We start from the raw sequence: 24377 nt of genomic DNA, 5'->3' as shown, positions 1-24377 counted from the left end.
TGCTTAAAGTCAAAGTCTTGTGAGGTGAGAACCTATCTTCTACCTTTTAATAGCGCCTTACGGCGCTATTTTTTTTCTGCGCATTGATACTCTTCCCGAATATTCGGCAATGTCACCAACGTTTATAATCAACCAGTTGCTCTCCTCAAAAAGCACATTTTGTTAACGCTCTATAAAATAGACCGTTATGTGCCATATATTTCCTGCTGTCTCTCAATGGTCAGCTGTAAATATAAGAATATTCATATTTTATATCTCATAAAAAGTGTGCAATCAATCGATGCAAACGATTGCTGAGGGTAGAAAATACAATGCGCTGTATGAATTCGTGTGCCCTATTTTAAAATTTGTGCGGACACACTTTCTAGCAGCTCATGAGAGCATTATCGTTTCGTTACTCTATAAAGCCAGGTATTTCTTCGTTGGTATATAAAAAACTTTATATATTTATCCCCTCAACACCCCCTGTTGATTATACCCTTTAGTTCGAATCAATTATCTATTAAAACATTTTCTATGAAGAAAAAGCTTACCCATTTATTGGTGTTTTGCTTATTGGGCTTCTATGCCCATGCGCAAAACCGAGTGATTTCAGGTAAGGTCACCGACGAGGAAGGCGGTGGACTCCCTGGTGTTAACATTTCTGTCAAGGGCACGAGCGTCGGCACAGTTACCGATGTGGAAGGTGATTATAAAATCACTATGTCTGCCGACGGCACAACCCTCGTCTTCTCTTTTATTGGTTTCACCACACAAGAGGTAGAAGTGGGTTCAAGGTCAGTGATTGATATTTCGATGACAGCCGACTTTACCCAATTGGATGAGGTAGTAGTCACTTCCTTTGGTTTGGAAAAAGACAAAAAGTCTCTTGGTTACTCCGTTACTCAGGTAGGTGGTGACCAGTTTACTGACTCCCGTACTACCAACTTGGGAAATGCACTGACAGGTAAAATAGCCGGTGTGAATGTAAGTACGCCTGCTTCAGGAGCAGCGGGATCAAGCCGTGTGATTATCAGAGGGGGATCTTCCCTGGGTGGATCGGACCAGCCACTTTATGTGGTAAACGGTGTGCCAATGGACAATTCTACACTTGGCTCTGCGGGTATGTGGGGTGGAAATGACGGTGGAGATGGTCTTTCTTCTATCAACCCTGATGACATCGAGAGCCTTTCGGTATTGAAAGGAAACACGGCCGCAGCACTATATGGTGCCCGTGCCGCCAATGGCGTCATTTTGATTACGACAAAGTCAGGTAAGTCACGAAAAGGAGTCGGCGTTAGCTTTAACTCCAACTTTACCATGGACAACGTGATTGATCTTACCGACTTTCAGAAAGAGTATGGAATAGGTGTGGATGGCGAAAAGCCTGCCAACGAAACCGCTGCCCTCGATTACGGCAACTCCTCCTGGGGAGGCAAACTTGACGGATCAAGCGTTGTTCAGTTTGACGGTGTATCAAGACCTTACTCTGATACGGGAGAAACCATCAAGGACTTCTATCGCACTGGCAAAACATGGACTAATACATTGGCTCTTTCCGGTGGAAACGAAAAAGGCAACTTCCGTTTTTCGGCTTCTGATTTGAATAATGACGATATCATGCCGAATGCAAGCTTCGACAGAAAGCTTTTCACAACAGGCTTGAACGGCGCTTTTGGAAACCTTGAACTAAAGCTGACAGGCCAGTACTCTAAGGAAAAGGCCATCAACCGACCAAGATTGTCGGACTCGCCGGGTAACGCCAACTATGCCATCCTTACAAAGCCTGCTTCTCTTTCTTACGAGACGTTGAAGGGTGATCCTGATAAATTAGGAGCAAAAGAGGATGGAACAGAATTCCGCTATCAGGGAAGCAATTATATACAGAACCCTTACTGGGCAGCCTATCAGTTCAATAGAGAGGATAATAAGGACCGTGTTCTGGGCAACATCGCATTGAAATACAACTTCTTTGAGTGGCTGTATGTGCAAGGCCGTGTCGGCACCGACTTTGTGTCCGTAGCTTCTGACAACTACGAGCCTTATGGCACAGCCTACGCTACTACCGGAAGCTTCAACCAGAACATGAGAACCATTAGAGAAGACAATGCCGATATGTTCATTGGCGTTAACAAAACTTTCGGTGACATTTCGGTAGACGGTCTGGTTGGTGGAAACAGAATGAGAAAAACAGCTGAGCAGCTAAACGCTGGTGGCTCTGGCTTGAACATTCCTTTTTTCCACAGCGTAACCAACGTTACAAATCAGGCTTACAGCTACAGCTTTTCTGAATACGGTATCAACTCCATCTTCGGATCAGCAAACATCGGATTCAGAAATTACCTGTTCCTAAACGTGACTGGTCGTCAGGACAAGTTTTCGACCCTTGCGGACGAAAACAACTCTCTTTTCTATCCTTCTGCCGGTTTGAGCTTCGTTTTCTCGGACGTGTTTACGATGCCTGAGTTCTTCACCTTTGGAAAGGTGAGAGCGTCGTGGGCCCAGGTGGGCGGTGGTGCACCAGACCCCTATTCACTTAACCTGACCTACGGACTTGTAGGGCAAGGCCACCAGGGAGCAGTTTTAGGATCCATCAGCAACGGTTCCATTCCTAACGCTGCCCTTCAACCATATATTTCCAGCGAAATTGAAGTTGGGTTTGATGTGAGACTGCTGGACAACAGGATTGGTATCGACCTTGCCTACTATGACAGGACCACAACAGACGACATCCTGAATACAACTATTTCTGGGACATCTGGCTTTGGCTCCACTACAATCAACGTAGGAGAGCTTAGCAATAAAGGTGTGGAGTTGCTTTTGAAAGGCACTCCCGTTGTTGCCAACGGTTTTAGGTGGGATATTTCTTTCAACTATGCTCACAACATAAGCAATGTGATCAACCTGGGCACAAACGCACTGGGTGAGCCTATCGAGTTCCTTAACCTTGACGAAGCGAGAACACAACAGGAGAGAATTCGTCACTATGTAGGCCAGCCTTTGGGAGCCATTGCAGGCTACAAGCAAATGGAGATCGACGGCCAAAAAGTATATGACGCCGATGGATATCCAGTGAGAGGAGACTTCGACCTTATCGCACCGGGACGTCACCCTGTGAGCGGCGGCATTAGCAATACATTCACCTATAAAAACTTTACCCTCGACTTCCTGATAGATATCCGCAGCGGCGGTTATCTGGCATCAAGCACCAACGTGGTGGCTTACAACCTGGGCCTTCACAAGGAAACCCTGCCAGGTCGTGAAAACGGGCTCACCATTTCCGGAGTTGACGAAGAAGGACAAGCACAGACCTGGAATGTCGCTCCTGAAAATGTTGATAACTACTACAGCCGCTATTCTCAGATTACCGACAACTTCGTGTACAATGCCTCATTCGGTAAACTCAGGTCGCTATCTTTGGGTTATAGCCTGCCTTCTACGCTATTGGCGAAGACCCCAATTGAGTCGCTTCGGTTCTCAATAGTTGGTAGAAACCTGGCTTTGCTTTGGTCAAGTGTTCCAAATATTGACCCTGAGTCTGCTTACAACAATAGCGGAAATGCGCAGGGGCTTGACTTCTTCGCCATGCCGACAACAAGAAACTTTGGTTTCAACCTGTCGGCGTCATTCTAAACTTTAAATGAAGAGAATTATGAAGAATATAAAGAAATATTTAAGCGCCGCATTGGTGCTCGTCTTCATCATGAGTTCATGTAACGAAGACAACCTGATTGAGCTCAACATAAATAAAAATGCCTCAGAAGAAATAGACCTTTCGTATCTGCTGGCATATGGACAGTTGAGGGTAGCTGGTGCCCGCTACGAAAACTGGAGAACCAACTTGATTTATTGCTCTACTATGATCCAACACAATGCCTCGTTGCAAGGTTACTGGAGTGGCGATAAATACTACTACAACGCACAATACAGCGGTGCTTTTATGGAAAGTCACTATACCGACGCCATCAAAACACTGACTCATGTAGTGGATCAGACAGCGGACGTGCCAGAGTTGGTTAACCTTCATGGTGCGGCCACTATCATGCGTTCTTTCGATCTTCACAAAATGACTGATCTTTATGGAAACGTTCCTTTCTTCCAGGCTGGAAGGGGGCTCGACGGAGCCGAAAACTGGTTCCCAAAGTACGATGCTCAATCTGAAATCTATGCGGCCCTGATAAGCGATATTAAAGCAGCAAGAGACGGGTTTGACCTAAGCATTAACAATTTGGGCTCTCAGGACATCCTGTTTAAGGGAGATATTGAGAAGTGGGTGAAGTTTGCGAATTCATTACTAATGAGAATAGCGCTTCGTATGAGCAAAGTGAATCCTACAGAAGCGCAAGCTGTATTTGTAGAAGCAGCTGGCGGTGCAATGACATCAAATGATGACAACGCATTTTTGGCTCAACAAAACGGTCCTGCTGGTGATACCAACCAGAACGGCACTTCACTTGTGCTTTCCAATGCCGGCGGTGGTGGTGGCGATGCCAGCAATGGCCGTGTCAGTGAATTCCTTGTTGATTGGTTAACGGACAACAGTGACCCACGTAAAATGATCATTGTAGGTGGTACCGGTGACCCGTATAACAGCACTACCTGGAACACCGATCCCGATAGTCAACAAGGCTTGCCCAATGGTTACACTTCGCAAACCATAACGGCCATCAATCCTGATTTTGAAAGCGTAAATGAGTACTCTTTCATCAATCGTGAGATTTTAGATCTGGATGATCCGTATCCATTCCTTAGCTACGCTGAAGTAGAACTGATGAAAGCTGAGGCAGCGGTGAAGGGTTGGTTGTCTTCTGATCCTGAAGCGCATTTTGTGGCTGGTGTTACAGCAGCCATCGAGTCATGGGAGGCATTCGGCATCTCAAATGCAGCAACTGCGTCGGAAATCAGCACATACATCGTCGGGCTTGACTTTGCGGGAGCATCAGACGCTGCTAAGCTAGAGTTGATTGGCGAGCAATACTGGGCCGCCACTTACCTGAACCACGTTGAGGCATGGAACAACTGGAGAAGAACAGGATTTCCTGCGTTTACTCCTACAAGCGACCCGAACAACATCACTGGCGGAACTGTGCCAAGAAGGTTGAGGTACTATGAGTCAGAAGCTGGCAGCAATCCTGACAACTATCAGAGCGCCGTTCAGGCCCAGGGACCAGACCTGCTTACCACAAGAATGTGGTGGGATGTTGAATAAATTCTCTTTCCGTTGAGATTTCAAATACTCATCTATTGATAAGGGCACCTTCGGGTGCCTTTATTTTTCCACTCTTCCCAGCCACAACTAATTAATGGACTATGCATTGTTATCCTTGCCAAACCTTCTTAAATTTTGATTTTACATAACCCTACTTGAACATGTATACCAGGCTCATCACCGGGCTTCTGTCCATCGCCTTTGCGGGATTGATTCTTTCCATGCCTGGATGCAAAGACTCCACATCTTCTGGAGCCCTGCCCGAAACCGTCAGTTATAATTTTCATATCCGCCCATTAATGAGCGACAGGTGCTTCGCCTGCCACGGCCCCGACAAAAACAAAGTAAAAGCTGGCCTGAGGCTCGATATTCCGGAACTTGCCTTTGCTGAGCTGAAAGAGAGCAAAGGAAAATTTGCGATTGTGCCTGGAAAACCTGAGGAATCTGAATTGGTAAAACGCATTTCATCGACCTACCCTACCTACCAAATGCCATCGCCGGAGTCACACCTTCCCCTGCTAACAGAGAACGAAATTGAGCTGGTGAAGAAATGGATCAAGCAGGGTGCCAAGTTTGAGAAGCTGTGGTCGTTTATCCCCCCAAAAAAAGCGCCTCTTCCCAAAGCGAAAAACGATGAGTGGCCAAAGAACGACCTTGACCTTTTCGTCGTCAAAAAAATGGAAGAGAAGGGTTTGAAACCCAACGAAGGAGCCGACAAAGAACGGCTGCTGAAAAGAGTTTCTCTAGATCTCACAGGCCTCCCTCCTTCGCTTGATCTCATGGATCGCTTTATGGCCGACAAAAGCGATGAGGCTTATGAAAAGGTTGTGGACGAATTGATGAACAGCCCTGCTTATGGAGAAAGAATGGCCGTTCACTGGCTGGACGTCGGCCGCTATTCCGATTCCTACGGCTATCAGGACGATAATATCCGCACGCAATGGCCCTGGCGGGATTGGGTGATCCATGCCTTCAACGAAAACCTTCCTTACGACAAATTTCTCACCTGGCAGCTGGCTGGCGATATGCTTCCCGACGCCGATAAAGAGAAAATCCTTGCTACCGGCTTTTTGAGAAACCATAAATACACAGAAGAAGGTGGCGTAATCGACGAAGAGTACCGGGTCGAATACATCCTTGACAAAACGAAGACCTTCAGCAAAGGCATACTTGGCCTCACCGTGGAATGCGCCCAGTGTCACGACCACAAATACGACCCTATTTCGCAGAAGGACTATTTTAGGATGTTTGCCTTCTTCAACAATACACCTGAAGTCGGGTACGAGGGCGACATATCTGTTTCGAAACCAGCCAAGGCACCGAGGCTTGAAATAACAACAGCCGACCTTGACGGGGTACTTTCATTTATCAGGCAGCTGGAAAAAGACACCATGATGGTGTCGGTAATGGATGAACTTGATACCCTGCGCAAAACCTATGTGCTCAACCGGGGACAATACGATTCGCCGACAGATGAGGTGAGACCCGAGCCTTTGTCGGAAGTCATGGGGTTTGACACCACTGCCTACCCAAGAAACCGCTTAGGCCTGGCCAAATGGACTGTTGATAAAAGCAATCCTTTGACCGCCCGTGTGTTTGTGAACCAGGTTTGGCAAATGATCTTCGGCCAGGGGATTGTGAAAACCGCCGGCGACTTTGGTATGCAGGGCGACCTACCGTCACACCCCGAACTGCTCGACTGGCTGGCGGTCGACTTTATGGAAAACGGGTGGGACATCAAATACCTGGTCAAACAAATAGTGACGTCTGCTACCTACATGCAGTCGAGCATCGTATCGAAAGAAAAATTGGCCATCGACCCCGACAATATCTACCTCAGCCACGGGCCTCGCTTCCGGTTGCCCGCTGAGTTTGTAAAAGACCTGATCCTGGCTAGCAGTGGACTCTTAGTGAATAAAATAGGTGGCCCAAGTGTAAAGGCCTATCAACCCGACGGCCTTTGGGAAGCTGCTACATCCGGCCGTGGTGTGTTGGCCACCTACCAGCAAGACCACGGAGACGACTTGTACCGTCGTGGTATGTACACATTTATCAAACTTACACTGCCTCCTCCCGCATTGATGATATTTGACGGTAGCAATAGAGACCAGTGCGAGGTGAAAAGGCCTCAAACCAACACACCTTTGCAGGCGCTGGTGATGATGAATGACCCTACCATGTTAGAAGCGTCACGGGTGTTGGCCGAAAAGCTGGCAGAAGAGCAGTCGGGCAGCGAAGATAAAATCACAAAAGCTTTTAGACTGATTGTGTGCCGGGTGCCGAAGGAGTCTGAGAAAGATTTGCTGAACAGTTATTTTTCAGAACAGCTGGGCATTTACAAAAGCCAGGCGATCGACCCTTCGGAGGTGCTGAATGTGGGTGAGTATCCTCATTTGGAAGTGGAGAAAAGTGAGGCAGCGGCACTGGCCAACGTGATTCAACTGATTTACAACATGGAGGAATCCATTACAAAGACATAAGCCATGGAAAAAGAACAACTGGAAAACGGCTTAAACCAAAACAGGCGAAAATTTCTTTCGAAGCTAAGTCTCGGCATTGGCAGTGCTGCACTGGGCTCACTGCTGATTCCCGATTTATTCAAGGGAGGCACTAGTCCGGAAGAAGAGCTTTTTGCGCAGCTCCCCCATTTTGCCCCCAAAGCCAAACGCATCATTTATCTTTTCCAAAATGGTGCCCCTTCTCAGCTCGACCTTTTCGACTATAAACCCATGCTGCAAAAAATGCACGGGGAAGACTTGCCAGAGTCGATTCGTCAGGGTCAGCGATTGACAGGCATGACGTCCGGGCAGTCCAAATTTCCCCTGGCAGGAACAATTTTCGACTTTAAACAATACGGCCAGTCTCGTGCCTGGATCAGCGACTTGCTGCCCCACACCGCCAGCATAGCCGACGAGCTTTGCTTTGTAAAAAGTATCTATACCGAGGCCATCAACCACGACCCGGCACTCACGTTTTTCCAGACCGGTGCCCAGGTAGGCAACCGCCCAAGCATGGGGGCATGGCTGAGTTACGGGTTAGGAAGTGAAAACAAAAACCTCCCCGCTTTCTGCGTTTTGCTTTCAAAAGGAAAAGGAAATGGACAAGGCGTTTATTCCAAACTCTGGACCAATGGCTTCCTCGACTCCGTTCACCAGGGAGTGCAGTTCAGTAGCGGTGACGATCCGGTTTTGTACCTCAACAACCCCGAGGGAATGGATCGGGCGGAACGACGCAAAATGCTCGATCACCTGGCAGCATTGAATCAGGAAAACTACGAGGAGTTCGGTGATCCGGAAATAGCCGCCAAAATCCAACAGTATGAGTTGGCTTATAGAATGCAGACTTCGGTACCAGAACTTACAAATTTAAAAAATGAGCCGGAGTCAATCGTTAAAATGTACGGCCCCGAATGCATGATACCTGGTACCTATGCCGCCAATTGCCTGCTGGCCCGCAAGCTCAGCGAAGGCGGGGTTAGATTTGTGCAACTCTACCACCAGGGGTGGGATGCCCACGATAACCTTCCAGGTCAAATTGTTGGCCAGTGCAAAGATGTGGACCAATCGTCTGCCGCACTGGTGATGGATCTGAAGCAAAGAGGTCTCCTCGACGAAACACTTGTGATTTGGGGTGGGGAATTTGGCAGAACCAATTATTGCCAGGGCAAGTTGACCGGCGACAACTATGGCCGTGACCACCACCCCCGCTGCTTCACTATCTGGATGGCAGGTGGCGGCATAAAACCAGGGATGGTCTACGGAGAAACCGACGAGTTTGGTTATAATATCACCGAAAACCCCGTTCATGTCAACGATTTTCATGCCACCGTGCTTAACCAAATGGGGCTCGATCACGAGAAGCTGATATACAAGCACCTGGGAAGAAGGTACAGATTGACTGATGTGGCCGGAAAGGTAGTGAAAGGAATTATTGCTTAGCAAGAACACCCAAAAAATGAAAAGAAGAACTTTTGTAAAAAACAGTGCCCTTGCCGCTTCGGCTGTAATGGCTGGACCTTCTCTGTTAGCCAGAAATCCGAAGCAAGACATCATCCTCGGCCATGGTAAAAAGCGCTACAAGCTCGACACCAAATGGAGCCAGGCAGACATCACCAAATACCCGGTGAAAGACTGCCATGAAATGGTGCAGGACAGCAAAGGCCGTATCCTCTTGCTCACCAACGAAACCAAAAACAATGTCATTATCTACGACAAAAAAGGGAAGCTACTTTCAACATGGGGGTCGGAATACCCCGGGGCTCATGGACTCACTTTGTTTGACGAAAATGGCACCGAAGTGCTCTTCATTTGCGACAACAACCGCCATCAGGTAATTAAAACGGACATGAACGGGCGTGTTCTTTTGACGCTCGACTATCCAAAAGAAACAGGCGAATACACAAAGGCTGAGGAGTACGTTCCTACCGAAACCGCCATTGCTCCCAATGGGGATATCTTTGTGGCCGATGGATACGGTAAAGACTTCATCGTGCAATACGACAGCAAAGGCAACTACATCCGTCACTTTGGTGGCCGGGGCGAAACTGATGCTCACCTCCTCAATGCCCATGGCGTTTGTATCGATTTCCGTGATCCGGCTAATCCATCGCTGGTTGTCAGCTCCCGCCAGCAAATGGCTTTCAAGCGGTATACGCTGGATGGAAAATACCTGTCTACGATTTCCCTTCCTGGAGCCTGGGTTTGTCGCCCCGTTATCAAAGGCGACTACTTATATGCAGCCGTGCTTATGAGCGCCAGTCAACCATGGAAGCAATCTGGGTTCGTAACGATTCTCGACAAGAACGACAAGGTGGTTTCCAACATCGCTGCGAATGCCCCGGAATATGAGGCTGGTCAGCTAAAGGAGTTGTTCCAAACCGATGCCGTTTTTGCCTACCCTCATGATGTATGTATCGACGACGAGGAAAATCTTTACGTAGCCCAGTGGAATTCCGGCCAGGTATACCCATATAAACTAACGCCTGTTTCATGACCAAGCTCAGGGGCCTGATCGCCAACGGCAGCTTTTTTATCTGCTGCTTGCTGGCTTTTCTTCTCGCATTCGAAAATAGTTTTGCAACACCCACCTGGCTTCAGGTACTGGGACGAATGCACCCTTTGCTGCTTCATTTCCCCATAGCGCTGTTGGTTGTTTATGCCCTACTGGTATTTGTAAGCAAAACGCCAGCTGAGTCACCAGCTGATGAATCACTTCGTGCCGACGACCTGCTGCTTCTGGGAAGTTTTACGGCCGCCCTTTCAGCACTCATGGGTTTATTGCTCTCAAAGGAGGGCGGGTATGCCGAGGGGAGTTTAACCTGGCACAAGTGGGGAGGGGCTTTGATTGCCTTTGCTTCCTATGGGTGGTACACTTTCAGGAAAACCTGCAATCACCAACCTATTCTGTCGAAAGGTATTCCCGTAGCCATGGTTGCGCTCGTCACCTTTGCCGGGCACCAGGGCGCCAATATCACACATGGCGAAAATTTTGTGCTTGCGCCTGTTATGCCCGACGAAAGTTTCGAAGATGTTCCTTTCGCTGAGGCCGTAATTTACGATCATATGGTGCAGCCAATTCTCAAGGAAAAATGTATGGGTTGCCACAACAGCCTCAAAGCCAAGGGCGAGCTTGTGATGGAAAGCCCTGAGGCTATTTTGGCCGGCGGTAAAAATGGACTATTGTGGGACTCTCTGAATTATGAAGCCAGTCTGCTTCTCAAACGCATCCACTTGCCGGAATCGGTAGAAGAACATATGCCGCCAGAGGGGAAAACTCAACTCACCGATGAAGAAAAAGAAGTCATCGAAGCCTGGATTGCCGGTGGGGCTTCTTTTCACACTTTGGTAGCCGAAACAGCGCCGGATCAACCCCTCTATCAAATAGCTCAGGCAAAATTCAACCTTACCAAAGCCTATGACTTTAAAGCCGCCGACCCTGAGCTGGTGGAGGCTCTCAATTCCAACTATCGGATCATAAGTCCGGTTGCCCTGAATTCGTCGGCACTCACCGTTACCTTTTTCTCCAGTGAAGCCTTTGCTTCGGATCAACTGAAAGAGCTTGAAAAAATCCGCACACAGGTTGTAGAACTAAGCCTTAACAAAATTCCGGTAAAAGACGAGGATCTGCCACTTCTGGTGTCTTTTGAAAACCTCGAAAAACTGCATCTCAATTTTACCGGCGTGACTGACAAAGGGCTCGCTTCTCTGGCAAAACTTTCCAATTTACAAGAGCTATCGCTGTCCGGAACAGCCGTAACTGCTTCCGGCATTTCCGGTCTTAAGTCTCTTTCAACACTCCGTAAAGTTTTTATCTGGAATACAGGCATTGAGGCAACTGAGGTGAGCCAACTATTGGAAGCTTTTCCCGATGTTTCTTTTGAGTCGGGTTTCGACGACAAGGGCACTGTCATTCAGCTTTCAGCCCCGGTCATTGTTGGAAACGATGCCTTCTTTACCGACCCTATTTCAGTGAAAGTGAAGCACTATCTCAACGGAGTTACTCTACGATACACGCTGGATGGATCAGAACCCGATAGTGTCAATTCCCCAATCTACCAAGACGGGATTCCTTTGGACGGCAATACAATAGTTACAGTGAAGGCCTTCAAAGAAGGCTGGTACAGCAGCGAGGTAGTTTCGAAATCTTTTCTAAGAAGTTCGATTACCCCTACCAGTGTTAGCTTGCTAACACCCCCGAATCCAAAATACAAAGGCAAGCTGGAGCAGGCGCTTTTTGACCACATCAAAGGCACCAATATTCATACCGACGGCAACTGGCTGGGCTACCAGGGTGAACCCATGGATGTTCAAATCAACCTTGGTGACAATGTGCCCCAAAAGTCGATCACAATTAGCAGCCTCAACAACACCGGCGGCTGGATCATGCCTCCGGCCAGCATCGACATTTGGTATGGTAACGACGAAAAAAACCTGAAGCTCTGGAAAAAAAATAAAGTAGCACAGCCATCGCAAAACCTGCCGGTTGGCCCCGCCTTTTACACTTTCGATTTGCCTCAGGAAAAATATGCCGTGCTCAAACTTCACATTGTGCCTGTAGCAAAACTACCAGCCTGGCACGACGCCAAAGGAAATCCAGGCTGGGTGTTTATCGACGAGATCCTTTTGAACTAGAGCCCAACAAATAAGCACCGGTGTCAGGTACTTTGTTTTATATAACTATGGTAAACCAACCTATCATGAAAAAGAGCATTGTTCTTTTGCTATTCACCACCTTTCTAAGCACTTCTGTTTCTTTTAGTCAAAAGGCGCAAAAAATCTCTAGCAACAAAAAAACCGCCCTTGAGTCGGTGGATAAACACTCCTCCGAACTTATTGATCTCAGCGACAAAATCTGGGAGGCAGCAGAAATCGCCTTAAAAGAAAATGTGTCTGCCAAAGCATTGGCCGACTATGCGGAAGCACAGGGTTTCACTGTCGAAAGAGGAGTGGCTGAAATGCCCACTGCATTTATTGCTTCTTACGGCAGCGGCAAGCCCATCATCGGCATCATGGGAGAATATGACGCTTTGCCCGGATTATCACAAAAGGCAGTGCCTGGCAAAGATCCTTTGGTAGAGGGTGCTCCGGGCCATGGATGTGGGCATAATCTATTTGGCCCCGGCAGTCTTGGAGCGGCATTGGCCATCAAAGAGTTGATACAAGCCGGAAAGCTAAAGGGAACGGTTCGGTTTTACGGAACCCCTGCCGAAGAAGCAGTTGGAGGAAAAATCTACATGGCCCGGGCCGGTTTGTTCAACGACCTGGACGCCTGTCTCGACTGGCACCCCGACGCTGAAAACAAAGCAAGCACCCAAAGTAGTCAGGCAATGATTGAGGTAACAGTTGAGTTTAGCGGACAAGCTGCCCATGCTGCGTTCGATCCCTGGAATGGCCGGAGTGCGCTGGATGCGGTAGAGGCATTTGTTAACGGCCTCAACATGCTGCGGGAGCACATTAAGCCTTCCGTTCGTATCCATTATGTCATCGAAAAGGGCGGTGAAGCACCCAACATTGTGCCCGACTACGCCCGGGTGGGCTTGTATGTAAGGGATGCCACCAGAGATGGCATGATGGAAGTTTATAAAAGGGTGCAGGAAATTGGAGAAGGGGCAGCTATGATTGCTGGAGTTACGCCAAAGCTAACGATCACCTCTGGCTATCACGAGCAATTGCCAAATATTGCCGGCGCCAACGTGCTTTACAAAAACATGCAATTGGTTGGGCCGATCAGCTACACAGCGGATGAAATAGCGTTTGCGAAAGGCATCCAGAGAGCTGTAAAAATGGACGAAAAAGGCCTGGACGGAACCATAGGCGGAATTGACCCCACGGCCGAATTTCCCACAGGCGGCTCAACTGACGTGGCTGACATCAGCTGGATCACGCCGGAAATTTCGCTTGTCGCTACCACCGCAGCCATCGGAACACCCTGGCATTCGTGGGCAGTAGTTGCCTGCGGCGGCATGTCGATCGGGCACAAAGGAATGGTTTTCGCCGCTAAAAGCTTAGCACTAACAATGGTTGACCTTTTTGAAAACGAGTCGATTAGAAAAGCGATGCGAGATGAGTTTCTGGAAAAAAGAGGCGATTATGTGTACAAAGCCATTTTACCTGACGGGCCTCCGCCCGTGAGGTGATTTTTCTTGAAAAAAGCTTCAACATTCAGAATACCTAAAGGCATTTATCCATGAAGACGTTTTCGGCTCTGATCTTAAGCGGTATTATTCTGTGGGCAATCAGCTGCTCATCTCCGAAAGTGAGCCACGAATTCAAAGTCATCTCCTTCTTCACTGCCAAAAATGACCAGGCCCATATCAGCTTTGTGGGCGAAGCACACCCATGGTTCAAAGAACAGGCAGCTAAGCACCGTTTCACTTACGACTCGACCAGCAACTGGAGCAATCTTAACGACGACTTCCTGGCCAACTACGCCGTCGTGATTTTCCTCGATACCCGGCCGGAAGCGCCTGAGCAAAGGGCAGCGCTAGAAAAGTACATGAAAAACGGTGGAGCATGGATGGGCTTCCACTTTGCTGGGTTTGCACTTACCCCTTCCGATTTTAATCAGGACTGGGACTGGTACCACGAGGAGTTTTTGGGGGCCGGTCAGTACAAAAGCAATACCTGGCGGCCAACCTCAGCCATTCTTCGGAACGAAGCACCCAACCACCCTGCATTAAAAGACCTACCCGACACTTTCAAAACGTCACCAAGCGAATGGTACCGGTGGGAAAATGACCTGACCAAAAATCCTGATATCGATATTTTGCTATCTGTCGACTCATCAAGTTTTCCGTTGGGCACCGGCCCCAAGCAGCATGAGATTTGGCAGAGCGGCTACTACCCCATTGCGTGGACCAACACCAAATACCGCATGATCTATTTCAATTTTGGCCACAACGATATCGATTATGAGGGAGGCACTAACAAAACGCTGTCGCATACTTTTCGCAATCCGCCCCAGAACCAGCTCGTGGTCAACGCCTTGCTTTGGCTGGGCAACAGCAAGTAAGCCACCTGCGTAATTCCGAACTTGCCATTCCTATCTTTCTCTTATCTTGGGCTCCAATTGTAAACCCAAACTCTGCATTACATTGATATGAGAAAGTTGCTACTAATTTTATTGTCCCTCGCATGCACCCAAACCTGGGCACAGGTGCAAAGCCCGAAAGAATTTCTTGGCTACGAACTCGGCGAAAGATTCACCCGCCATCACCGGGTAATGGAATATTACCAGCACGTGGCGGCCAATTCTTCAAAAGTTGTCCTCAAAGAATACGGACGCACCTTCGAAGATCGTCCGCTGGTTTATGCCATCGTCACCAGCGAGACCAACCACCAAAATATTGAAACTATAAGAACCGACAACCTGAAGCGGGCCGGTTTGCAAAGTGGCAGCCCATCTACCAACATTCCAATTATCTGGCTCAGCTATAATGTGCATGGCAATGAGTCGGTTTCTATGGAAGCCAGTATGGCCACTATTTACGAGTTGGTCACCAACAAAACTGCCTGGCTCGAAGAGGGTGTAGTGATCATGGATCCCTGTATTAACCCTGACGGAAGAGATCGCTACGCCAATTACTATAATCAGTACGGCAACAAGGATTACAATCCCGACCCTCAAAGCAAAGAGCACAATGAAGTGTGGCCTGGTGGCAGGGCCAACCATTACCTGTTTGACCTCAACCGGGACTGGGCATGGCAGACACAGATAGAGTCGAAGAAGCGGATTGCAATCTACAACCAGTGGATGCCACAAATCCATGTCGATTTTCATGAGCAGGGAGTAAACAGCCCTTACTACATGGCACCGGCGGCCAGGCCCTACCACGAGCTGATCACCAAATGGCAATATGACTTCCAGGTAACTATTGGTAAAAACAACGCCAAATACTTTGACCAAAATGGCTGGCTGTACTTTACCAAGGAGCGCTTTGATTTGCTTTATCCTTCTTATGGTGACACTTACCCTGTGTACAACGGGGCCATTGGCATGACGTACGAGCAAGGCGGCGGTGGACGTGGGGGATTAGGCGTACTTACAGCCGAAGGCGATACTTTAACATTGAAAGACAGAATTGCCCACCACCACAGCAATGGTGTTTCAACAGTGGAAGTTACGGTCGCCAACAAGAGCCAGGTACTTCAAGAGTACCAGAAGTTCTTCAGTAACAACGTCAACAGCTTTCCTGGCAAATACAAAGGGTTTGTGATCAAGGGAGATAACAACCCTGACAAGCTAACTGCTCTTGCTAATTGGCTGGATGCCATGGGCATTGCCTATGGAACGGGTGCAGCAGGCAAACCGCTAAAAGGATTTAACTATCAAACGCAGGCCACAGAATCTTTCAATCTAACTTCCAGCGACCTGGTTGTAAGCAGCTATCAGCCGAGAGGCGTTTTGGCCAGCATTCTGTTTGAGCCAAGCACTTATGTGGAAGATTCCAACACCTATGATATCACAGCCTGGGGCGTACCATACGCCAAAGGTCTAAAGGCTTATGCAGTAAGCGAGAAAATCACGCCCGGAACTGGCAAGTACAGTGCCCCGTCTGCTGAAGTGACTTCAACCGACAAAGCCTACGCTTATATCGCCCGCTGGCAAACGCTGGAAGATGCGAAGTTTTTGGCCCAGCTACTGAAAAACAAAGTGAAAGTTCGCTATGCTGAAACACCATTCTCCATCGGCGGAAAAAGCTACGAAAGAGGTACGCTTATCATTACCCGTCGGGGCAACGAGGAACATGCTTCCCATTTCGACGGATTGGTAAAAAGCCTTGCCAAAGAATATGGCCGTTCGCTGGATGCTACCACTACTGGGTTTGTCGATTCAGGCAAAGATTTCGGCAGTGGTGATGTTCACTACATCGATGCTCCTAAAGTGGCTGTGCTAGCCGGCAACGGGGTTTCCTCTTTGGCTTTTGGCGAAACCTGGCATTTCTTCGAGCGTCAGCTTGACTATCCCATCAGTGTTTTGGATACCGACGACTTCGGCCGTTTTGACCTGTCGGGCTATGACGTGATCATTATCCAAAACGGAAGATACAACGGGCTGGGTGACGGCTCGATGAAAAAGATTGATGATTGGGTGCGAAACGGCGGAAGACTGATCCTCGTGCAAGGTGCACTTAACAGCTTTGCCGATCGTGACGGTTACTCGTTGAAACGCTATGCAGACGACGATGAAAAAGCTGCCCTGAAAAAATTGAAGGAAAAATGGGACGAAGCCGATGCTAATGTAAAATATGCGGATCGTGAGAGAAACGACATCCAGGGGATTATTCCTGGTGCTATTTACAAGGTCAACCTTGACAACACTCACCCATTGGCTTATGGCTACGGAAACACCTATTTCAGCTTGAAAACAGCTGAAAGCAGGTTTGGCAAATTGTCGGGAGCCTGGAACGTAGCCTATATCCCGACGGGGGCTAAACCTGTAAGTGGTTTTGCTGGCAACAGGGTACAAAAGGAATTGGAGAACTCACTGGTTTTTGGCGTTGATCGCATGGGCGGTGGCCAGGTGATCTATATGTCTGACAATCCATTGTTCCGGGCATTTTGGGATAACGGAAAACTGTTGTTTGCTAACGCTGTTTTCTTTGTGGGTCAATAATTGATTATCAACTAACCTAAATGATATGAAAAAGCTATTGTTTATAGGATTTCTGGGGCTTATGACTGCCTGCTCGCCGGGCACTTCCAACACAAAGGACGGTGCCGATACATTGAAAGCTCAGGTAAGCGCTCCGTCGGATTATGATCCGGAAGCAAAACTGAAAGAGCTCGGCATCGAGTTATCAACTCCTTCGGCTCCGGTAGCCAATTATGTGAATGCCGTCCGTACGGGAAATTTGGTTTTCCTTGCCGGCAAGGGCCCATCGAAACCTGACGGGAGCTACGTCACCGGCAAAGTGGGTGTTGATTTAACTATCGAACAGGGCTATGAGGCTGGAAGGCTTACAGCCATCAGCCAGCTTTCGGTATTGAAAGCAGAGCTGGGCGACTTAAGAAAAGTAAAGCGCATTGTAAAAGTATTGGGAATGGTCAACTGCGCACCTGACTTTGCCGATCAGCCCAAAGTAGTTAATGGCTACTCTGATCTGATGGTGGCGGTGTTTGGAGAGAGAGGCAAACATGCCCGTGCGGCAGTTGGCATGGGGTCGTTGCCTAACAACATAGCAATAGAAGTAGAAATGATCGTCGAAGTGGAATAATAACATCTCTGGTTAAAAAAATGGAAACCCGGTGCTGCTGCTTCGGGTTTTCTTTTTTTATCGTGCTTGGGGTAGCAGCATCAACACCATTCGCCGATTCTTGCATCCCAATACGACCTGGCGAAAATTTATTCTTCCAATGGAGGTTTTTTTTGCAACCGATAGCGAAAGGCGACGTCTATAGGACTGGGCAAATGATGTAATTAAAGCTAAGAACAATTACCTGGTGAGTATCTTCTTTTCTGGTCACCAGATTGGTGATCGGAAGAGGCACTTACCAATTTTATCTCTATACACCCAACTTTATGAACATCATCGGAAATTTGCTCTGGATTATTTTTGGGGGAGGCATCTTCCTGTTTTTCGGCTACGTGATCGGTGGCATTGCCCTCTGTCTCACCATCGTAGGCATCCCATTTGGCTTTCAATGTTTTAAAATAGGCATTCTAGCCCTAAGTCCTTTTGGACAAAAAGTGGTTACCACCGAAAGTAACTCCGGCTGCCTGGCCGTAATCATGAATGTAATTTGGCTTCTCACAGGAGGTCTTTGTGTTGCTGTTACTCACCTGGTGTTTGGGCTGCTGATGTTCATTACCATTATTGGCATTCCCTTTGCCACCCAACACATGAAATTAGCTTCGCTGGCATTGACGCCATTTGGGAAAGACCTTAGGTAGCTTCTGCAGATTCCAGAAATCGTTAGTTTCTCATTTTTCGCAAGCCAGCCGAGTTGGTGATCTTGATATTGCTGCCCTTGATTTCGATGAGCTTTTCATCTTTGAAATCAGAGAGGGTTCTGATGACTGACTCCGGAGCAGTGCCAACAATATTGGCGAGATCCTCCCGGGGAATATTCATATTGAATTCTTCTCCTTCGTTCTTTTCTTTGAACTTATCTTCCAGCATCACCAGGGCCTCAGCCACTCTTTTTCTGACCGAGTTGTAGGCAAGCTTCAGGATTCTTTCCTCCATTTCCACCAAATTGTTGGAAATCATTTTGATGAACCTGATGGAAACATCCCGGTTGCTGTTCAGCAGTTTGTAGAAGTCTTGTTTTGGGATAAGGCAAATCTCCGAGTCCTCCATGGCCATGGCCGACTCAGTGTAGTTAGAATTCTGCAAAAGATCGATGTATCCGATAAAATCACCCTCTTTAAAAAGGCCGGTGATGTACTCTTTTCCGTCGTCGTTGGTTTTGTATGTTTTCGCTTTTCCGCTATTGACAAAAAAGAGCCCGTGTGGAAGATTACCTTCGTAAAAGATTATTTCTTTCTTCTTAAATTTTCTGATGGTGCGGTCGGCCGACAAATGGCTCAGCTCATTTAACGCCTTTGCGTCATTCATAAAATCTGCAATGCCATCCACATCATTGGAATACTCCTTTCTGGCAATCTGGTTTTTGCGAAGCCTCAACTCTATAATATCCAGCAATTCCACGTCGTCAAAGGGCTTAGTCAGGTAATCATCAGCCCCCATGCTCATCCCCTTTCTGAAGTCTTCTTTTTCAGATTTTGCGGTAAGAAATATAAACGGGATGCCGGCCGTTTCAGGCAATTTTCCTAAAACACGTAGCACGCCATAACCGTCGAGCTCAGGCATCATGATATCACAAATAATCAGATGCGGCAATTCCTTCTTGGCCTTCTCGATGCCCTCCTTGCCATTCGCTGCTGTTATCACTTCGTAATCAGAAAGCTCGAGAATTTCAGCGGTATTCTCCCGCATTTCCAAGTTGTCCTCTATCAGCAATATTTTAGTCATAGCTAGGTTGTGTTATTGGTATCGCCACTCTGAATTCGGTGCCTTTATTTTCTTCACTGCTAAATTCAATATGTCCGTTCATTAGTTCAATATATTTCTTGACAATATTGAGCCCCAGGCCTGTTCCCTGTATGTTGATGGCATTGTTGGCCCTGAAAAACCTATCGAAAAGGCGTTGCTGATCCTTCTTCGGAATGCCAATTCCCTCATCTTTAACCGTGATTTTCAGGAGGCCATTCTCTCTTCCCAAACCTAGGTGAATTTTTTGCCTTTCTCCAGAGTATTTCGAGGCATTGTTGAGCAAATTGATCAAGATATTCTTAGTCATTTGCTCATCAACGTAGATTTCTCCAAATGTACCTTCCGATATACTCAGAAGTATCTGCTGGTCTTCCTTTAAAGTAGGGCTTATCTGAGAAACCACCTCACTAATCATTTGTTCCAAATCAAATGATACAGGGTTAAAGGTCGTTTTCCCTTCCTCCAATTTTCCCAAAGACAAAAAGTCGTTAAGAATATATGTCAGGTTATTTACAGAAGATTTGATACGATGGACGTGTTTGTCTATTTTTTCCTTTTGATCCGAATCTGAAATATAACGGCCTATCAGAGACACTGAAGAAAGGATAGTGCTTAGTGGGGTTCTGAATTCGTGAGACGCTGTTGTGACAAACCTGCTCTTGAGTTCATTGAGCTCCTTCTCCTGATTCAATGCTCTGAGTACTTCCTTCTCTGCTTTTTTCCTTTCGGTAATGTTTTTACAAACAATCAACAAGTTCTGTATTTTCTCTTCGTCATCGAACAAAGGGACGGCATTGATCTGATACTCCCTTTCGCCGTTGGCTACCGTCACTTCCATATTCAATGGCACGCCTTTAATTACGTTTTTCAAGTTTTTAATAAAGGCTTCTTTTTGGTCTATAAAAGTCATCGAACTGGCATACGACCCTATCCAATCCTGCTTATTACCCATTTCAGGCTCTTCGGCTTTCCCATCTACAAGGAGGAACCTTAGATCTTTATCTAACACACACAGCATTCCATCTGGAAAATTACTGGCTATGGCGCTGTATATTTTCTGGCTTTCCCTAAGTGCCTTTTCAGCCTGTTTTCGTTCGTCTACTTCTTTTTGAAGTGATTCATTGGAATAGGAAAGTCTTTCATTCGCTCTCGCCAAATCACGAGTCCTTTCCATCACTCTTCTTTCCAATTGCTGGTTCAGCTCCTTTATTTCGTTCAGATTGAGAACATGCTGAATACCGTATCTTATCGAGCGTTCCAGCTGATCTGGATTAATCGACCCTTTGACCATATAATCGACAGCTCCAAGTCTTCTGGCCTCTTCGTCAATTTGCAGGTCGCCCTGGCCGGTTAGTAAAATGAACGGCCCCATAATTCCCTTCTCCAAAGAATACCGAATGAGGTCAAGACCGCTTTCAGCACCAAGCCTGAAATCGACCAAATAGGCTTCGTGCTCATTTTGAAGAATTTTCACTTTTGCCTTTTCAAAATCAGGCTCCCACGCCAAAGTGTATGCCCCGGACGGAAAATCGGCTATGATATCCCTGGTGATTAGAAAGTCTTCCTCATCATCGTCTATCAGAAGTATACTTGTCGATGACCGATGCTGATAATTAGTCATGGTTTGCGGGAAGTTCTACGATTTCAAACCAGTAGTGGCATAATGTATCCATAATCTCGACCAGCGCCTTGAACGTAACCGGCTTAGTGATGAAAGAATTCACCCCCAAGTCGTATGTCTGCATGATGTCTTCGTCTGCCTTAGAAGTGGACAGTACTACAACGGGGAGAGATTTAAGCAGCTTACTCGATTTTATTTCTTTCAAGGCCTCCCGGCCATCTTTCTTGGGCATGTTGAGGTCCAAAATGACAAGTCCGGGAGTTGGAAACTTTTCTTTGTCGGTATACGGGGGACGGTTAAAAAGGTAGTCCATCAACTGGACGCCATTTTCAACAAACTCTACCCGGCTAACCAAACCGTTTTCATCAATTGCTTCTTTAGCCAGCAGCCTGTCCTCCGGGTCATCTTCTGCAATCAGGATAAGTATTGTATTGTTTTTTGAAGTTTTAGTTCTCATGTCTGGTTTGCCTTTTTGATAGAGTTAGAATAAACGTAGCACCTGCTCCTGGTGTGCCTATTGCTACAATGTCTCCGCCATGTCGGTTAGCCACTCGCTTGCAAATGGCCAAGCCTATTCCGGAGCCTTCGAATTTTTGACCCTCCAGCCGTTGAAAAATATGAAAAATTCGATCCGCATATTTTTGATCAAAGCCCGTTCCGTTGTCCTGGAAGGTGACTTCAACAGTCTCGTCGCCGGGAGTAGCCGTCAGGTGAGCCTGCTCCTGAACCGCCCTGGCCGAGATCTTTATTCTTGGCTTTTCACCATCTTTCACAAACTTGATGGCGTTTGAAATCAAGTTTTGAAAAACCTGTGCCAATTGAGTATAGTCTCCGTCTATAGTGGGCAAGTCGGAAGCCTCTACTCTAGTTTCTGTTTGCTCTATAAGCAGCTCAAGGTCGGTGAGCACTTCTGCCAAAACCTGATTCAAATCAACCTGTACAAATTCTCGGGTCTTTGATGAAATTCTCGAGAAAGACAATAGATCATTAATAAGCCGCTGCATTCGGCCGGCGGCGTTCAGCATTCGAGCCAAATAGTCTTGCCCTTGCTCCGACAAGTTCGGAGCTTCTTTATGAAGAAGTCTGTCTCCAAATGCCTGTATTTTTCTTAAGGGCTCCTGTAAATCGTGCGACGATACATAAGCAAAATCTTGTAGCTCCCTATTACTTCTCTCAAGCTCGGCGGCATATCTCCGCAGTTTTTCCCTTGATAGCTTCAGCTCCGTGATATCGTGAATGATACCTGTGAAAATCGTTTTTCCTTCAAATTGAATTTCCGTAACACTTAAGTAAAGAGGAAATTTAGATCCATCTTTCCTCTTTCCGCTTACCTCTCTACCTATCCCAATTATTTTTTTTACACCCGTCGTCTGGTAGTTTTCCAGGTAAGTGTCGTGTCGGGTTCTGTCAGGCTCAGGCATTAACATTTTAATATTCTGACCAAGTACTTCCACTGGTTCATAGCCAAACAGCCGGGCCGCTGCTGGGTTCATTGACTCAACAATTCCCTTTTCGTCAATTGTGATTATTCCATCAATGGCATGATCAAAAATGGCGCTAAGCCTGGCCTCTGATTCTCCGGTGGAATAGTTTTTCATGGATTAAATATTATCAAAAAAGTGCTGTTTAATAGAGTCCGCTATAAGAGTGTCCACATTTACAAATCAGTAACAACATCAATATGGATTGTAAATATTTTCTTCTTTATCGGAAGAAGGTTTCCTCAATAACTATATGCTGGATGTCTTTTCTGCTCCTATTTTGTAAAGATAAAATGAATTTTGTAACCGTCTTATACAAGTTCGATCTCTTGAGGCGATAAATGAAAAAGCATTGGCAAATGCCAATGCTTTAATTCTTTCTCTCAAAGAGTCTTTGATGATCAGTTAAGTAACTCGAAAATACCAGCTACGCCCTGTCCACCGCCTACACAGGCGGTGACCATGCCATATTTTTTCTTCTGCCTTCTCAATTCATTGAAAATCTGAACCGATAGTTTAGCGCCTGTGCAACCTAGCGGATGACCAAGCGCTACTGCACCACCATTCACATTTAATTTCGACATGTCGAAATCCAGGTTTTTGGCAACAGCCAATGCCTGAGCTGCAAAAGCCTCATTCAATTCAATCAAGTCAATGTCTGCCATTTTCAGGCCGGCTTGTTTCAACGCCTTTGGCACTGCGGCCACCGGCCCTATCCCCATGATTCTTGGTTCCACGCCAGCAGCGGTATAGGCCAACATTCTGGCAATGGGCTTCAGGTTATATTCCTGCACCATTTTTTCCGACATGACCATCACAAAAGCTGCGCCATCAGAAGTTTGTGAAGAGTTACCCGCAGTTACCTTTCCCCCCATTCTGAAAACAGGCTTTAGTTTTGCAAGCACTTCGAGACTAGTATCTTCTCTTGGCCCCTCGTCGGTATCTACCACAAAGTCTCTCGTCTTTTTCTTACCGTCTTTGTCCACATATGTTTCGTGAACATTAATCGGAACAATCTCATCTTTGAATTTTCCCTCCTTTATTGCCTTGATGGCTTTCTGATGAGAGTGATAAGAAAATTCGTCAGCGTCTTCCCGGCTGATGTTGTAGTCTTTTGATACTTCCTCGGCTGTTAAGCCCATGCTGATATAATAGTCTGGGTTTTCGTGCGCTATTTTCCAGTTGAGTGCAGTTTTATACCCCATCATTGGCACCATCGACATCGATTCGGTACCACCAGCTATAATACAGTCAGCAGTGCCGGCGTGGATTCGGGAAGCAGCAATGCTTATCGCTTCCAGGCCTGATCCGCAATACCGGTTGACAATCATGCCAGGCACTTCCATCGGCAAAGCCAGCAATGAAATCATTCTTCCCATTTGCATGCCTTGTTCAGCTTCGGGCACAGCGTTTCCCACGATAAGGTCGTCTACCCTTTTGGCATCAAAGCCCGGAACCGAAGCAACCAGGTGTTTGATGACATCTGCTGCCAGGTCGTCGGGGCGGGTAAAGCGAAAGCCCCCTTTTTTCGACTTTCCAACTGCCGTTCTGTAGCCGGCCACTATATATGCATTCATAATTGTAGTCTTT

Annotated in this window: 16 protein-coding genes; 11 read left to right on the top strand and 5 right to left on the bottom strand. The window is 47.1% G+C overall.

The features are described 5' to 3' along the window. Window positions 1-516 precede the first annotated feature (516 nt). The 11 genes from GC130_RS26780 to GC130_RS26730 all read left to right on the top strand — a co-directional run bounded on the left by GC130_RS26780 (window position 517) and on the right by GC130_RS26730 (window position 18580). Window positions 517-3612, top strand: coding sequence for a SusC/RagA family TonB-linked outer membrane protein (locus GC130_RS26780; RefSeq protein WP_152001440.1), 3096 nt, complete (start codon window positions 517-519; stop codon window positions 3610-3612). 19 nt (window positions 3613-3631) lie between these two features. Then, complete coding sequence (locus GC130_RS26775; protein ID WP_152001439.1) at window positions 3632-5188, top strand: SusD/RagB family nutrient-binding outer membrane lipoprotein; 1557 nt, start codon at window positions 3632-3634, stop codon at window positions 5186-5188. A gap of 161 nt (window positions 5189-5349) precedes the next feature. Continuing rightward, entirely contained in the window at window positions 5350-7668 is a 2319-nt protein-coding gene (locus GC130_RS26770) for a PSD1 and planctomycete cytochrome C domain-containing protein (RefSeq protein ID WP_152001438.1), read from the top strand. 3 nt (window positions 7669-7671) lie between these two features. Then, window positions 7672-9126, top strand: a complete 1455-nt coding sequence (locus GC130_RS26765; protein ID WP_152001437.1) for a DUF1501 domain-containing protein — start codon at window positions 7672-7674, stop codon at window positions 9124-9126. 16 nt (window positions 9127-9142) lie between these two features. Further along, a complete protein-coding gene (locus tag GC130_RS26760) occupies window positions 9143-10180 on the top strand; it encodes a 6-bladed beta-propeller (protein ID WP_152001436.1) in 1038 nt (345 codons plus the stop codon). Continuing rightward, window positions 10177-12318: an FN3 associated domain-containing protein gene (locus tag GC130_RS26755; RefSeq protein WP_152001435.1), complete on the top strand. Its 2142-nt coding sequence runs from the start codon at window positions 10177-10179 to the stop codon at window positions 12316-12318. Before GC130_RS26760 ends, GC130_RS26755 begins: the two co-directional genes overlap by 4 nt. A gap of 65 nt (window positions 12319-12383) precedes the next feature. Beyond that, window positions 12384-13823, top strand: a complete 1440-nt coding sequence (locus GC130_RS26750; RefSeq protein WP_152001434.1) for an amidohydrolase — start codon at window positions 12384-12386, stop codon at window positions 13821-13823. Between the two features lie 50 nt (window positions 13824-13873). Beyond that, entirely contained in the window at window positions 13874-14698 is an 825-nt protein-coding gene (locus GC130_RS26745) for a ThuA domain-containing protein (RefSeq protein WP_152001433.1), read from the top strand. Between the two features lie 87 nt (window positions 14699-14785). After that, on the top strand, window positions 14786-17302 hold the full coding sequence (locus GC130_RS26740; protein ID WP_152001432.1) for a M14 family metallopeptidase: 2517 nt from the start codon (window positions 14786-14788) through the stop codon (window positions 17300-17302). A gap of 25 nt (window positions 17303-17327) precedes the next feature. Then, on the top strand, window positions 17328-17903 hold the full coding sequence (locus GC130_RS26735) for a RidA family protein (RefSeq protein ID WP_152001431.1): 576 nt from the start codon (window positions 17328-17330) through the stop codon (window positions 17901-17903). Between the two features lie 305 nt (window positions 17904-18208). Next, window positions 18209-18580 carry a YccF domain-containing protein gene (locus tag GC130_RS26730; protein ID WP_152001430.1) on the top strand — a complete coding sequence of 124 codons (372 nt, stop codon included), beginning with the start codon at window positions 18209-18211 and terminating at the stop codon, window positions 18578-18580. A 22-nt stretch (window positions 18581-18602) separates the two neighbouring features. Here GC130_RS26730 and GC130_RS26725 read toward each other — a convergent pair whose 3' ends face one another. From GC130_RS26725 to GC130_RS26705, 5 genes are all read right to left on the bottom strand, one after another. Continuing rightward, entirely contained in the window at window positions 18603-19664 is a 1062-nt protein-coding gene (locus GC130_RS26725; RefSeq protein ID WP_152001429.1) for a response regulator, read from the bottom strand. Further along, window positions 19657-21306, bottom strand: coding sequence for an ATP-binding protein (locus GC130_RS26720; protein ID WP_152001428.1), 1650 nt, complete (start codon window positions 21304-21306; stop codon window positions 19657-19659). Before GC130_RS26720 ends, GC130_RS26725 begins: the two co-directional genes overlap by 8 nt. Then, a complete protein-coding gene (locus tag GC130_RS26715) occupies window positions 21299-21763 on the bottom strand; it encodes a response regulator (RefSeq protein WP_152001427.1) in 465 nt (154 codons plus the stop codon). The genes GC130_RS26720 and GC130_RS26715 overlap by 8 nt, the downstream gene beginning before the upstream one ends. Next, window positions 21753-22904: a PAS domain S-box protein gene (locus tag GC130_RS26710; RefSeq protein ID WP_152001426.1), complete on the bottom strand. Its 1152-nt coding sequence runs from the start codon at window positions 22902-22904 to the stop codon at window positions 21753-21755. Before GC130_RS26710 ends, GC130_RS26715 begins: the two co-directional genes overlap by 11 nt. A gap of 284 nt (window positions 22905-23188) precedes the next feature. Continuing rightward, a complete protein-coding gene (locus GC130_RS26705; protein ID WP_152001425.1) occupies window positions 23189-24364 on the bottom strand; it encodes an acetyl-CoA C-acyltransferase in 1176 nt (391 codons plus the stop codon). Window positions 24365-24377: the final 13 nt, after the last annotated feature.

The sequence above is a fragment of the Imperialibacter sp. EC-SDR9 genome, from assembly GCF_902498805.1.
Taxonomy (GTDB): Bacteria; Bacteroidota; Bacteroidia; order Cytophagales; family Cyclobacteriaceae; genus Imperialibacter.
The sequence above is the reverse complement of the archived record's forward strand: the minus strand, read 5'-3'. Positions and strand labels throughout refer to the sequence as shown.